Source organism: Mumia sp. zg.B17 (assembly GCF_019550915.1).
In the GTDB taxonomy this organism is placed as follows: Bacteria; Actinomycetota; Actinomycetes; order Propionibacteriales; family Nocardioidaceae; genus Mumia.
In genome coordinates, this window is sequence record NZ_JAHWCI010000005.1 from 268,342 (window position 1) to 281,074 (window position 12,733).

13 protein-coding genes are annotated in these 12,733 nt (G+C 68.7%); 5 read left to right on the top strand and 8 right to left on the bottom strand.

All coding sequences use genetic code 11. The annotated features are described in order from the left end of the window. Positions 1-86: 86 nt before the first annotated feature. The 6 genes from KV097_RS06890 to KV097_RS06915 all read right to left on the bottom strand — a co-directional run bounded on the left by KV097_RS06890 (position 87) and on the right by KV097_RS06915 (position 7,519). Positions 87-1,793 carry an ABC transporter ATP-binding protein gene (locus tag KV097_RS06890; RefSeq protein WP_220346836.1) on the bottom strand — a complete coding sequence of 569 codons (1,707 nt, stop codon included), beginning with the start codon at positions 1,791-1,793 and terminating at the stop codon, positions 87-89. Then, positions 1,790-2,764, bottom strand: coding sequence for an ABC transporter permease (locus tag KV097_RS06895; RefSeq protein ID WP_220365457.1), 975 nt, complete (start codon positions 2,762-2,764; stop codon positions 1,790-1,792). Before KV097_RS06895 ends, KV097_RS06890 begins: the two co-directional genes overlap by 4 nt. Further along, on the bottom strand, positions 2,757-3,683 hold the full coding sequence (locus KV097_RS06900) for an ABC transporter permease (RefSeq protein ID WP_220365458.1): 927 nt from the start codon (positions 3,681-3,683) through the stop codon (positions 2,757-2,759). The genes KV097_RS06895 and KV097_RS06900 overlap by 8 nt, the downstream gene beginning before the upstream one ends. 151 nt (positions 3,684-3,834) lie before the next feature. Continuing rightward, positions 3,835-5,436 (bottom strand): ABC transporter substrate-binding protein, encoded by a 1,602-nt coding sequence (locus KV097_RS06905; RefSeq protein ID WP_220365459.1) that lies wholly within the window; start codon positions 5,434-5,436, stop codon positions 3,835-3,837. 333 nt (positions 5,437-5,769) lie between these two features. After that, positions 5,770-6,726: an electron transfer flavoprotein subunit alpha/FixB family protein gene (locus tag KV097_RS06910; protein WP_220365460.1), complete on the bottom strand. Its 957-nt coding sequence runs from the start codon at positions 6,724-6,726 to the stop codon at positions 5,770-5,772. Between the two features lie 13 nt (positions 6,727-6,739). Further along, positions 6,740-7,519 (bottom strand): electron transfer flavoprotein subunit beta/FixA family protein, encoded by a 780-nt coding sequence (locus tag KV097_RS06915; RefSeq protein WP_220341151.1) that lies wholly within the window; start codon positions 7,517-7,519, stop codon positions 6,740-6,742. 270 nt (positions 7,520-7,789) lie between these two features. Here KV097_RS06915 and KV097_RS06920 point away from each other — a divergent pair, with 270 nt between their 5' ends. The 5 genes from KV097_RS06920 to KV097_RS06940 all read left to right on the top strand — a co-directional run bounded on the left by KV097_RS06920 (position 7,790) and on the right by KV097_RS06940 (position 11,549). Further along, positions 7,790-8,914, top strand: a complete 1,125-nt coding sequence (locus KV097_RS06920) for an AI-2E family transporter (RefSeq protein ID WP_220346832.1) — start codon at positions 7,790-7,792, stop codon at positions 8,912-8,914. Positions 8,915-8,944: 30 nt separating this feature from the next. Further along, positions 8,945-9,457: a DUF6069 family protein gene (locus tag KV097_RS06925; RefSeq protein ID WP_220341149.1), complete on the top strand. Its 513-nt coding sequence runs from the start codon at positions 8,945-8,947 to the stop codon at positions 9,455-9,457. Positions 9,458-9,485: 28 nt separating this feature from the next. Beyond that, positions 9,486-10,232 (top strand): class I SAM-dependent methyltransferase, encoded by a 747-nt coding sequence (locus tag KV097_RS06930; RefSeq protein WP_308289362.1) that lies wholly within the window; start codon positions 9,486-9,488, stop codon positions 10,230-10,232. A 94-nt stretch (positions 10,233-10,326) separates the two neighbouring features. After that, positions 10,327-10,938, top strand: a complete 612-nt coding sequence (locus KV097_RS06935) for a ClpP family protease (protein ID WP_220341148.1) — start codon at positions 10,327-10,329, stop codon at positions 10,936-10,938. After that, positions 10,935-11,549 carry a ClpP family protease gene (locus KV097_RS06940; protein WP_220341147.1) on the top strand — a complete coding sequence of 205 codons (615 nt, stop codon included), beginning with the start codon at positions 10,935-10,937 and terminating at the stop codon, positions 11,547-11,549. The genes KV097_RS06935 and KV097_RS06940 overlap by 4 nt, the downstream gene beginning before the upstream one ends. Here the strand turns inward: KV097_RS06940 and KV097_RS06945 are convergent, their stop codons facing one another. Then, the gene (locus KV097_RS06945) at positions 11,550-11,930 is read right to left on the bottom strand and encodes a helix-turn-helix domain-containing protein (protein ID WP_220365461.1); all 381 of its coding nucleotides are present in this window, start codon (positions 11,928-11,930) and stop codon (positions 11,550-11,552) included. 88 nt (positions 11,931-12,018) lie between these two features. Further along, a complete protein-coding gene (locus KV097_RS06950; protein ID WP_220365462.1) occupies positions 12,019-12,720 on the bottom strand; it encodes an acyltransferase in 702 nt (233 codons plus the stop codon). Positions 12,721-12,733 lie beyond the last annotated feature (13 nt).

A 12,733-nucleotide genomic window follows, 5' to 3' on the forward strand; every position in this document is an offset into this window, starting at 1 on the left:
TCCACCGCCTGGCCGAGGGTGTGAACAACAGCACCGCCGTCCCCCCGATCAGGGGGTACGGCGGCGCTGCGGCGTGCGCGTCGTGGTCAGGCCGAGGCCAGGAGGTCCCGTCCGGGGATGGCGTCGAGCAGCCTGCGCGTGTAGCCCTCGCGCGGGTTGTCGAACACCTCTCCCACGCCGGCGGCCTCGACGATCTTGCCGTCCTGCATCACCAGCACGTTGTCGGCGATCTGACGGACCACCGCGAGGTCGTGCGTGATGAACAGATAGCTCAGACCCATCTCGGCCTGGAGGTCGTTGAGCAGCTCCAGGATCTGAGCCTGGACCAGCACGTCGAGGGCGGAGACCGCCTCGTCGAGCACGACGACCTCCGGCTCGAGCGCCAACGCGCGCGCGATCGCGACCCGCTGGCGCTGTCCACCGGACAGCTCGTTGGGGTAGCGCCGCATGATCGACCCCGGCAGCGACACCTTCTCGAGCAGGTCACGGACCTTGGCCTCGCGCTCCGCCGACGAGCCGATCCCGTGAGTCGCCAGGGGCTCCTCGATCGACTTGAAGATGGAGTACATCGGATCGAGGGAGGCGTACGGGTTCTGGAAGACGGGCTGCATCTGGCGGCGCAGCGCCATCAGCCTCTTGCCCTTCAGCTGACCCGTGTCGTACCCATCGAAGTGGACCGTGCCGCCGGTCCGATCGAGCAGGCCGAGGACCATCCGCGCGACCGTCGACTTGCCCGAGCCGGACTCGCCCACGATCGCGGTGGTGGTGCCCCGACGCAGCCGGAAGCTGACGTCGTCGACCGCTCGGAGCTCGGTCTTGCGCCACGGACGGTCGCCCGGCAGCATGAACACCTTCGTGAGGTTCTCCACGACGATGATGTCGTCGTGGCCCTTGCCGACCTCACCCTGCGTCGTCGCGACCTGGGCCGCGATCTCGCCGGCGGTCTGCACCGCCTGCTCCCGGACCTCCGCGCGCGCCCGCACCGAGCTCAGGCGCTGCGACGCGATCGAGGGGGCCGAGGACACGAGCCGCTGGGTGTAGGGGTGCTCGGGGTTCTTGAGGATCTCCAGCGCCGGACCGGACTCCACGACCCGGCCCTTGTACATGACGACGATGTGGTCGGCACGCTCTGCCGCCAGACCCAGGTCGTGGGTGATCAGCAGCACCGCGGTGCCCAGCTCGTCGGTCAGGCCGTCGAGATGGTCGAGGATCTGCTTCTGGACGGTTACGTCGAGCGCCGAGGTCGGCTCGTCGGCGATGAGGAGCTTGGGACGTGCGGCCAGACCCATCGCGATGAGCGCACGCTGGCGCATGCCGCCGGAGAACTCGTGCGGGTACTGGCGTGCACGACGCTCGACGTCGTTCAGGCCGGCCTCGGCAAGCAGCCCGTTCACGCGGCGATCGGCGTCCTTGCCCTTGGCGATGTCATTGGCGACCAGGGACTCTTTGATCTGCGTCCCGACCCGCCAGAGCGGGTTGAGGTTCGACATCGGGTCCTGGGGCACGAGGCCGATCTGGTCACCACGCAGGGACTCGAAGTCCTTCGTGCTCGAGTGCGCGATGTCCTTGCCGTCGAAGAGGATCTCGCCGCCGGTCACCCGCCCGGTGCCCGGAAGCAGCCCGATGATCGCGTGCGCGGTCGTCGACTTGCCCGAGCCGGACTCACCGACGATGGCGACGGTCTGGCCCGGGTAGACGGTCAGGTTCGCCCCCTCCACGGCAGGGATGGCCTTCTTGTCGGCGTAGAAGGCGACGTCGAGGTTGCGGACCTCGAGGAGTGGCTGCTGGCTCATCGCTTCTTCGCCTTCGGGTCGAGGGCATCACGGACAGCGTCACCGAGCAGGATGAAGCTCAGCACGGTGAGCGCAAGAGCGGCGGCGGGGACGAACATCACGCCGAGCCGAGTGCCGGACCGGACCAGCCGCTGCGCCTCCGCGATGTCGTTGCCCCAGGAGACCACCGTGAAGGGCAGGCCGAGCCCGAGGAACGACAGCGTGGCCTCGGCGACGATGAAGATGCCGAGCGACACGGTCGCGGTGACGATCACGGGAGACATCGCGTTCGGGACGATGTGACGCCACAGGTTGCGCGAGTCCTTGGCGCCGATCGCGCGGGCGGCATCGACGAACTCGAGGTTCTTGACCTCGATGACCGAACCGCGCATGATGCGGGCGATCTGCGGCCAGCCGAAGACGGCCAGCGTCACGACGACGGCGGCGATGCCGCCCCAGAACCCGCGGTCAGGGAACGCGTTCGTGAGCGCCGAGAGGCTCACGATGGCTGCCAGGATCAGCGGGATCGCGAAGAAGATGTCGCTGATGCGCGAGATGATCGCGTCGGCCCAGCCTCCCTTGAAGCCGGCGATCGCTCCGGTGATGCCACCGATCACGACGACGAACAGCGTGGTGAGGACACCGACGGCGACCGAGGCACGCGCTCCGTACAGGGTCCGCGACCACACGTCGCACCCCTGGAAGTTGAACCCGAAAGGATGGCCGGGCGACGGGGGGTCGAGGCTTCGGCCGACCTCGCAGAATCGCGGGTCGGCGTTGGTGAAGAGTCCGGGGAACGCGATCACCACGGCCAGGACGGCCAGGAGCGCGGCGGAGATGAGGAACATGGGGTTGCGGCGGAGCTGCTTCCACGCCTCCTTCCACTGGCTGGAGGGCGCCTCGTCCACCTGGATCGAGTCGACCGCCGCGAGCGGGGTCTCCTCGATCGGGGCCACGTAGCGCTCCTGCCCCGCGAGCGTCGGCTTAGGCATAACGGATCCTTGGGTCGAGGAAGGCGTACAGCAGGTCGACGAGCAACGCCGCAATGACGTACACGAGGACCATGATCGTCACGACCGAGACGATCGTCGGTGTCTCTCCGCGGATGACTGCCTGGTAGGCCAGATTGCCGACGCCGGGGATGTTGAAGATGCCCTCGGTCACGATCGCGCCTGCCATCAAGGCACCGAGGTCGACACCGAGGAACGTCACGACCGGGATCAGGGAGTTGCGCAGGACGTGGCGTCGGACGACGGTCCCCTCGGGGAGCCCCTTGGCCCGCGCGGTTCGCACGTGGTCGGCGCCGAGGTTGCCGGCGACCGAGGTCCTCGTGAGTCTCAGGACGTAGGCGAACGAGACGAGTCCGAGCACGATCGCGGGAAGCAGAAGGTTGTAGAACGAAGCGTCACCGCCGACGGTCGCAGGGAACCACTCGAGCTTGACGCCGAAGATGAGCTGCAGCACGAAGCCGAAGACGAAGATGGGGACGGCGATGACCAGCAGCGACACGACGAGCATCGTCGAGTCGAAGAGCTTGCCCTTGCGGAGACCGGCGATGGTGCCGGCGATGATGCCGAAGACGGCCTCGAAGACGAGGGCCATCAGCGCGAGCTTGATGGTGACCGGGAAGGCGTCGGCCACGAGATCGATGACAGGACGGCCGGTGAACGACTGTCCGAGGTCGCCGGTGACGGCGCCCTTGAGGAAGAGGAGCCATTGCACGAGGAACGGCTCGTCGAAGTTGTACTGCTCCCTGAGCTGAGCCAGCGTCGCCTCGGAGACCGGCTTGTCACCGAACAGCGCGCGGACGGGATCACCGGGGCGAAGGAAGACTAGCGCGTAGATGAGCAGCGTCGACCCGAGCAGGACGGGGATCGTCTGCAGGATTCGCCGCGCGGCATACCACCACATGTCAGTGGCCTCCTACGGGATGGTCTCTCCGAGAGGAGAGAGATGGTTTCAGGGCCCGTCGGCGCCGGTAGGCACCGGGGACCCGCGCAGGCCGCGCGGGGGGCAGCTGGTGAGCTGACCCCCGCGCGCCCCGCATGCGGTGGTGGTGCGACTACTTTGTGATGTTCTGGTAGATCGGAACACCCTGCCAGTTGAACTTGACGTTCTTGACGCCCTTGGCAGCAGCACCGGTGGAGTCGGTGTACCACATCGACAGGCCCGGCAGCTCCTCCATGAGGATGGCCTGCGCGTCGACGAACGCCTGGTAACGATCCTCGTCGGTCTCCGCGCCTGCCGCCTTGGCGATGAGGGCGTCGAACTCCTTGTTGGACCAACGCGCGTCGTTCGAAGCCGCGCCGGTGCCGTAGATCGGGCCGAGGTAGTTCGAGATCGACGCGTAGTCCGGCTGCCAGCCGGCGCGGAACAGGGCACCGGTCTTGTTGTTGTCACGGTCGTCGAGGAACTCGTCGAACGTGGCGTAGTACTTCGGCTCGGCCTTGATGCCCAGAGTGTTCTTGATCTGGTTGGCCATCGCGTCGACCGACGCCTTGTTGCCGGCGCCATCGGTGTTGGTGGCGATCAGCAGCTTCTTGTTGCCCCAAGGCTCGATCTTCTCGGCCTCGGCCCAGCGCTTCTTGGCCTCGTCGGCGTTGAACTCGAGAACCTCGTTGCCGGGGATCTCGTCGGTCCAGCCCGGCATCGTCGGGGCGCTGAAGTCGAGCGCCGGGGTGCGGGTGCCGAAGAACAGCTTCTCGGTGAGCTCCTCGCGGTTCAGGGCCATCGAGACGGCCTGACGGCGAAGCTTGCCGGCCTCACCGGTGAAGCCGGGGAGGTCGACCGGGAACTGGAACGAACCGTTGACCGAGCCGGGTGCCTCGATGGGCTGGATGGCCGAGTCGTCGGCGAAGGTCGCCAGCGCGCTGTCCGGGACGGTGTCCAGGACGTCGAGGTTGCCCGACTGGAGGTCGGTGTAGGCGGCCTCGGTGTCGGTGTAGACCACGAAGGTCACGCCGCCGTTCTGGGCCTTGCGGGCGCCGTCGTACTCGCCGTTCGGGACGAGACGGATCTCCTTGTTGTTCTCCCAGGCCTCGAGCTTGTACGGGCCGTTGCCGACCGGCTTCTCGCCGTACGCCTTGATGTCGGCGAAGGCCGACTCAGGCAGCGGGTAGTAGGCCGAGTAGCCGAGACGCAGCGGGAAGTCGGACTCCGGCTGCTTCAGCGTGATCGTGAAGGTCTTGTCGTCGACGACCTTCAGACCCGAGATCGTCTGGGCGTTCTTGTCGAGGGTGCCCTCGGCGGTCGTGCCCTCGATCGGGTAGTAGAAGTACGAGGCGTTCTGCGCGTTCTTGCCCCCGGGGCCGGCGCCGTAGTTCCAGGCGTCGACGAAGGACTTCGCGGTGACGGCGGTGCCGTCGCTGAACTTCCAGTCCTTGAGCTTGATCGTCCAGGTCTTGTTGTCGTCAGAGGTGATCGACTCAGCGACCTCGAGCTCCTGCGAGCCGTCTTCCTTGTACGTGATGAGGCCCGCATAGAGCAGATCGATGACGTTGCCGCCGCCGACCTCGTTGGTCGCCTGCGGAACCAGCGGGTTCTGAGGCTCGGTCGAACGAGCGGTGATGACGGCGTCGGTCGAATCGCTCGAACCGTTGCCCTCATCTCCCCCGTCGCCGCCGCAGCCGGACAGTGTCAGTCCGATGGCTGCGAGCAGCGCCACGCCTCCAAGGCGAGTACGCCGGGAGAGTCGCATGGGAATCCTCCTGTTGTGTGTGGGAACGCGCAGAAAACTTTCCGCGGACCCATCGTTGCTCGGGATCTTCGACCAGAACAGGTCGGGAGCCAGACACTTATCGAAGTGTTACAACCGCCAGGCTCCTTGATCGTGACCACAGTATTATCAGATCCCCGAAATTGAGGTGCGCAGAGGGCCCCTGATGTGCCTTCGCGGGCCCTGTGGGACGCCAGAGCGAGGTTTCGAGCACAGCAAGACCGCCACGCCTCCCGGTTCGGGGGACGTGGCGGCCTGGGGTCGTACGGACCTGGTGCTGGGTCAGCCCTTGCGCTTGTTGACCTCGTCGGTCGCCTGCGGGAGGACCTCCTTGAGGTCGCCGACGACGCCGAAGTCGACCAGCTCGAAGATGGGCGCCTCCTCGTCCTTGTTGACGGCGACGATCGTCTTGGAGGTCTGCATGCCGGCGCGGTGCTGGATCGCTCCGGAGATGCCGTTGGCGACGTACAGCTGCGGCGAGACGGTCTTGCCCGTCTGACCGACCTGGAAGCTGTGCGGGTACCAGCCCGAGTCGACCGCCGCGCGCGAGGCGCCGACTGCGGCACCCAGCGAGTCGGCGAACGCCTCGACCTGCGAGAAGTCGCCGCCGGTGCCACGGCCGCCGGAGACGACGATGGCCGCCTCGGTCAGCTCGGGACGACCGGTGGCCTCGCGAGGCTTGGAGTCGGTGATCCGAGCGCCCTTGGCCACGTCGGACACGGTGACGGACACCGGCTCGAGGGTGGCGGCTGCGGACGCCTGCTCCGGGGTGACGGAGTTCGGCTTGACCGCGACGATCGGGGTGCCCGTGGTGACGGTCGCCTCGACGGTGAAGTTGCCGGCGAAGACCGACTGCGTCGTCTCCACGCCGTCACCGGCCGCGCGTACGTCGACCGCGTCGGTGATCAGACCGGACTGCGTCTTGATCGAGAGGCGGCCCGCGATCTCCTTGCCCTCCGCCGAGCTCGAGACGAGGACGGCGGCCGGCTGCTTGCTCGAGACGAGCTCGGCGAGGGCCTCGGCCTTGGGGGCCACGAGGTACTCGGTGAGCTCGGGGGCGTCGAGGACGTAAACCTTCTCTGCGCCGTACTGGGCGAGGTAGGCCTGCGCGGCGTCGGCGCCGGACCCGATGAACACGGCCGACGGGGTGCCGAGACGACGCGCCAGCGTCAGGAGCTCACCGGTGGTCTTGCGGACGGTGCCGTCGACGTGGTCGACCAGAACGAAAATCTCACTCATCTGTCGCTGCTCCTCAGACGAACTTCTTCGACGCGAGGAACTCGGCCAGCTTGACGCCGCCGTCTCCCTCGTCGGTGACGATCTCGCCGGCGCTGCGGGGCGGCCGCGGCGCGAACGAGAGGACCTTGGTCCAGGCGGCGTCGAGGCCGACCTCGGACGGATCGATGCCGAGGTCGGAGAGGGTGAGCTCCTCGACCGGCTTCTTCTTGGCCGCCATGATGCCCTTGAACGACGGGTAGCGAGGCTCACCGGACTGGTCGGTCACCGACACGACCGCCGGAGCGGTCGCGGTGATGGTCTCGGTCGCGACGTCGCCGTCGCGGCGGACGGTCACCGTCGAGCCGTCGACGCTGATCTCGGAGCCGTAGGTGACGGCCGGGAGACCAAGTCGCTCGGCGACCATGGTGGGGACGACGCCCATGGTGCCGTCGGTCGAGCTCATGCCGAAGAACACGAGGTCGTACTCGAGAGTGCCCAGGGCCTTGGCGATGATGAGCGACGTCGCCGCGGCGTCCGAGCCGGCGATGTCGTCGTCCTCGACGTGGACGCCCTTGTCGGCGCCCATCTGGAGTGCCTTGCGGACGGCGTCGGCGGCGTCGGCCGGGCCGACCGTCAGGACGGTCACCTCGCCGTCGCTCTCCTCCGCAGCCAGGAGCGCCTGCTCCACGGCGTACTCGTCGAGCTCCGAGAGGAGGCCGTCGACGCCCTCACGGTCGACGGTGCTGTCCGACGAGTCAAAGGACCGGTCCGCCGTAGCGTCCGGTACGTACTTCACACAGACGACGATGTTCATGGCCTGCTCGGCCCCTCCTGTGGAGTCGACTTCTTGGACACGGCGCTCGCACGGGACGCGCGTCGTTGCAGCCGCGGGCGACTGCGTGCCGGGTCGCGCTACGACCACGGCACCCCCAGGTTACCGACAGGTAACCTTTATGACGACTTCGTCACGGGTGGCGTGGGTCACACCACGGACCCTGCGACCCTCCGGCTTCCCGCAGCGGTGGCCCGTAGCCGGGGGGACTTCGAGAGGTCGTCAGCGCGGCACGCTGCGACACTGAGCCACATGTCCGAGCCTAGGGCACTGCCAAGGACGCTGACCATCCTGGTCGGGACGGCGGCCTTCGTGGTCGTCGTCGCCGGAGTCATGAGGATCCAGGGGATCGCAGGCCCCACCTTCCTCGCGGTGTGCCTCACCGTGACCGTCCACCCGCTGCGCGGAGTCCTCACCCGCTGGGGACTTCCTCGCTGGGTCGGGACCGTGACCTGCGTCGTCACCGTCTACGCGATCCTCGTCGTCCTCGCCGTGACCCTCGTCCTGTCCGGGGCGCGCTTCGTGCAGCTCGTCGGCTCGTACGAGGACGAGTTCGACCGCTGGGTGGCCGACATCAAGAAGGCGCTCGACAGCTTCGGCATCGGTCAGGGAGAGCTCAACCAGATCTTCTCCAGCGTCGACATCAAGAGCGTCGCGCCGTACGTCGCGGACGCGGTCTCCAGCGCCACCTCGGTGACCGGCAACGTGCTGCTCATCCTGATCCTCCTGCTGTTCATGGCCCTCGACGGCGGCATCTTCCCGCGTCTCTCCACCCAGGTCCCCGAGCGCCACCGGGCGACCCTCGAGGCGCTGGCCGACTTCGCCACCGGGACACGGCGCTACTTCGTCGTCGCGACCGTGTTCGGGCTGATCGTCGCCATCGGCAACGTGATCCTGCTCTACGCCCTGGGGGTGCCCGAGCCGATCCTGTGGGGCGTGCTGTCGCTCATCACCGGCTACATCCCCAACATCGGCTTCGTGCTGGGCCTCGTGCCGCCGGCGATGCTGGCGCTGCTCGACTCGGGCTGGGAGACCGCGTTCTGGGTGGTGGTCGGATACTGCGTGATCAACGGCGTCGTGCAGTCGGTCATCCAGCCCAAGATCGTGGGCGACTCGGTGGGCCTGTCGGCGACCCTGAGCATGCTCTCGCTGATCTTCTGGACGCTCGTCCTCGGCGCGTGGGGGGCGATCCTCGCGATCCCGGCCACCCTGCTGGTCAAGAAGCTCCTGGTCGACCGTGATCCCGAGACGCGATGGCTGTCGCCGTTCCTCGCCGGGCGCGAGGTCGCGGGCCCCGGGCGCGAGGTCGCGGACGCCGGTGGCGGCGACGCGAGATCAGGGGCACGAGATCGGCGGCGCGGGGCGGATCACCGGTAGCGTGACGGAGACCCCGTACCAGGAGGAATGATGTCCTACCAGCAGCCACCCCAGAACGATCCCCGCCGAGTGCCCCAGCCCGCTGCGGACGCCGACTCCGAGACACCGAGCGGCCTGACGGTGAACACGGGCAGGCTCTGGGCCGGCGGGGTCGCCACCGCGGTGGTGGCCGGCCTGGCCGCCGTGGTGGGTCTCCTCGTCTTCCGAGGGGTGTTCGACATCGCGGTGCTCGTGCCGTCGGGCGGGGGGCGGTGGGACGTCGTGTCCACGATCCCCTTTGCCCTGGTCGCGGCGGGCGGTGCCCTGCTCGCCACGGCGCTGATGCACCTCCTCGTCCTGGCGACGCCGCGGCCCCGGCTGTTCTTCGGGTGGATCATGGTGCTGGTGGGTGTGATCGCCGGCGTACTGCCATTCACCATCAACGTCGAGACCAGCGAGCAGGTCGCCAGCGCGGTGGTCGGTGTGCTGATCGTGGTGGTGATCGCGAGCCTCGTCTCGAGCACCGCTGATCGCGCCGTGACGGTCGCCCCTCCCGCCTACTGAGCGGGGACCTGACCCGTACGCTGCGGACGTGAGCAGCGAGGACGACGACACGAGACCTCAGATGGTGATCACCGGTGAGCGCACCGTGCCGGGGATCTGGCACGAGAACTACTGGTTCCGTCGCCACGAGGTCGTGTACGAGTCCCTGCGTGATCGCGTCCGCAGCGCCCGCGTGCTCGAGGCCGGCTGCGGCGAGGGGTACGGCGCCGACCTCCTGAGCCGCGCGGCGGGCTCGCTGTTCGCGCTCGACTACGACGAGTACGCGACCGGTCACGTCCGCACGGCCTACCCCGACGTGCCGGTGGTGCGCGGCAACCTCATCGCCCTCCCCTACGCCGACGCCTCGTTCGACGTCGTCGTCAGTCTGCAGACCATCGAGCACCTCTGGGACCAGGACGGGTTCGTCGCCGAGTGCGTGCGCGTGCTGCGTCCGGGTGGTGTGCTCGTCGTCAGCACCCCCAACACGCTGACGTTCCCGCCGGGTAACATCTACCACCCGAAGGAGCTCGAGCCCGGCGAGCTGCGCGACCTCGTGGCCCGGCACGCGACCGTCACCTCGCTCGTCGGCCTCCACCACGGGCCCCGCGTCGCCGCGTGGGAGCAGGACCACGGGTCCCTGGTCGATGCCCAGATCGCCACGCCGTACGAGGAGTGGCCGACAGCGGTCGCCGAGGTCGTCCGCTCGGTGCGCACCGACGACTTCGTGCTGCGCGAGGGTGACGACGCGGACCTCGCGGCCTCGCTCGACCTCGTGGTCACCGCGGTCCGCGACTGACGCTCCGGCACGGTCCCGGTCGTGCTGCCGAGGGCAGATCCGCTCTCGGACGAAGCACTGGATCGGCAGGACCCTCGCGGCGCACCGTAGGTCCATGACCGACACCAGAACACCCCTCTTCGACGCCGCGACGCGACAACAGCTGCTCGGCCAGCGCATCCTCGTGCTCGACGGCGTCCTCGACGACGACAACGGGACGCTGCTCACGACCCAGATCCTCACGCTGGCCGCCGACGACGCCGTCGCCGACATCGCCCTGTGGATCCACTCCCCCGGCGGGTCCGTGCCGGCGATGCTCGCACTGCGAGACGTCATGCGGCTCGTGCCGTGCGACGTCTCGACGCTCGCCCTCGGCCTCGCCTGCAGCGCCGGGCAGTTCCTGCTCTCTGCCGGGACGCCGGGCAAGCGGCACGCGCTCGCCCACGCTCGGGTCCTGATGCACCAGGGATCAGCGGGGATCGGTGGCAGCGCGGTGGAGATCGAGGTCCAGGCCGACGATCTCCGCCACACCCGTGACACCGTCCTCGCCCTCATCGCCGAGGACACCGGTCAGCCGTTCGAGCAGATCTTCGAGGACTCCCTCCACGACCGCTGGTACACCGCACCCGAGGCGCTGGCATACGGCTTCGTGGACCACGTCGTCGATCGCTTCGACCAGGTCATGCCCGCTCGTCGGCGCACGGTCGGGATCGGGGTGACGCGATGAGCCAGTACACGATCCCCAACGTGATCGCCCAGCACCCGCGCGGCGAGCGGATCATGGACGTCTACTCCCACCTGCTGACCGAGCGCATCGTCTATCTCGGGACCGCGATCGACGCCGGTGTCGCCAACGCCCTCATCGCGCAGCTGCTGCACCTCGAGGCCGACAACCCCGACGCGGAGATCAGCCTCTACGTCAACTGCGAGGGTGGCGACGAGACCGCGATGCTGGCCGTCTACGACACGATGCAGCACATCCGTTCCCCGATCGCGACCGTCTGCGTCGGGCAGGCGATCGCGGCCGGCGCCGCCCTGGTCGCCGGTGGTGCGCCGGGGCGTCGCGCGAGCCTCCCGCACGCACGCTTCGTGCTCCACCAGCCTGCAGCGCGCGGCCAGGGGACGATCCCGGACCTCATCCTCCAGGCCGACGAGGTGGTCCGGGTGCGCAACGAGATGGAGGCGATCCTGTCCGCGCACACCGGACAGAGCGTGGAGACCCTGAGGCACGACACCGACCGTGACCGGGTGTTCTCGGCGACAGCGGCGCGGGAGTACGGCCTCGTCGACGCGGTCATGGAGCAGGCGGTGCTCCCGCCCGCGGCGTACGCCTCATGATCAGGCGACCCCGGCCATCGCCTTCGGGCCGCGGCTCGTCGACGAGCTGATCACACGCGACGCGAGGTCGTGGTGGACGACGCCGGTGAGCTCGCGCAGCGAGGTCTCCAGCGCACCCGCGACCGCAGCGATGATCTCGCTCGACGGCTCCTTGCGGCCACGCTCGACCTCGGACAGGTATTGCACGGAGATGCCGGCGAGGCCGGCGACGTCGACGAGACGGAGGCCGAGCGCCGCACGACGCTGCCGCATCCGCTCGCCCAGGACCTCCCGCCAGAGCGGCTCGGGCTCGGCAGGGACACTCGGACGACGCAGCGGACGCGGCGGCTGCGGCCGGGTGGCGGGCTCGTGCGGCGCCGGGAAGCGGATCAGGTCGCCCATGTCCCGATGCTAGGGCGCCGCGCCGCGGTCGTGACCGGCGTTCCGCTCTCCGCAGAACGCCATCCCCCTCGCGACGACGACGTCCCGGTCAGACGGCCGGTCCGTCGCGCTGGTCGCGAGCCTCGGCCTGCTCGTCGGCGACCTCGGCGGTGTAGCGCTGGATCTCGGCCCACTCAGCCAGGTCGTCGCGGCGGCTCTTGACCACGCGGCCCGGGAGCCCGGCGACGATCGCGAAGTCGGGGTACTCGCCGCGTGCGACCGTGTGGGCCGCGAGCACGACGCCACGGCCGGTACGCGTCCCGCGGAGGACCGTCGCCTTGACCCCGATCCAGGAGTCGGGGCCGATACGGACGGGCGACACGACCAGACCCTGGTCCTTGATCGGCACGGCCAGGTCGAGCGTCACGTGGTCGAAGTCGCAGATGTAGGTCCAGTCGGAGATGATCGTCGACGCACCGATCTCGATGTCGAGGTGGGCGTTGACGGTGTTGTCCGACCCCATCACGACCTTGTCGCCCAGTCGGAGCGTCCCGTTGTGCGCGCGCAGCGCCGTCCGGTCGCCGAGGTGCACGAACGCACCGAGGACCACCCGGCCGTACGGGGGGTGGTCCTCGACGACGACGTCCTTGCCGAGGAACACCATCCCCTCCGTCACCACGTGGGGATAGCGCCGCTTGAACCTCCAGAGCCGCCAGTAGCGGACGACGTGGTACCACGTCCACGCGCGGTGGCGCCTCACCCAGCGGAGCGAGTCCAGGGTGAGGAAGCGTGCGGGCTGCGGAGCGGGCATCAGCCGACGGGCG

Excerpts from the sequence above, each read along its gene's own strand:
- KV097_RS06945 (WP_220365461.1), bottom strand. The coding sequence starts at position 11,930 with ATGGGCGACCTGATCCGCTTCCCGGCGCCGCACGAGCCCGCCACCCGG.
- KV097_RS06920 (WP_220346832.1), top strand. The coding sequence starts at position 7,790 with ATGTCCGAGCCTAGGGCACTGCCAAGGACGCTGACCATCCTGGTCGGG.
- KV097_RS06890 (WP_220346836.1), bottom strand. The coding sequence starts at position 1,793 with ATGAGCCAGCAGCCACTCCTCGAGGTCCGCAACCTCGACGTCGCCTTC.
- KV097_RS06950 (WP_220365462.1), bottom strand. The coding sequence starts at position 12,720 with ATGCCCGCTCCGCAGCCCGCACGCTTCCTCACCCTGGACTCGCTCCGC.
- KV097_RS06900 (WP_220365458.1), bottom strand. The coding sequence starts at position 3,683 with ATGTGGTGGTATGCCGCGCGGCGAATCCTGCAGACGATCCCCGTCCTG.
- KV097_RS06895 (WP_220365457.1), bottom strand. The coding sequence starts at position 2,764 with ATGCCTAAGCCGACGCTCGCGGGGCAGGAGCGCTACGTGGCCCCGATC.
- KV097_RS06910 (WP_220365460.1), bottom strand. The coding sequence starts at position 6,726 with ATGAGTGAGATTTTCGTTCTGGTCGACCACGTCGACGGCACCGTCCGC.
- KV097_RS06940 (WP_220341147.1), top strand. The coding sequence starts at position 10,935 with ATGAGCCAGTACACGATCCCCAACGTGATCGCCCAGCACCCGCGCGGC.
- KV097_RS06935 (WP_220341148.1), top strand. The coding sequence starts at position 10,327 with ATGACCGACACCAGAACACCCCTCTTCGACGCCGCGACGCGACAACAG.
- KV097_RS06925 (WP_220341149.1), top strand. The coding sequence starts at position 8,945 with ATGTCCTACCAGCAGCCACCCCAGAACGATCCCCGCCGAGTGCCCCAG.
- KV097_RS06915 (WP_220341151.1), bottom strand. The coding sequence starts at position 7,519 with ATGAACATCGTCGTCTGTGTGAAGTACGTACCGGACGCTACGGCGGAC.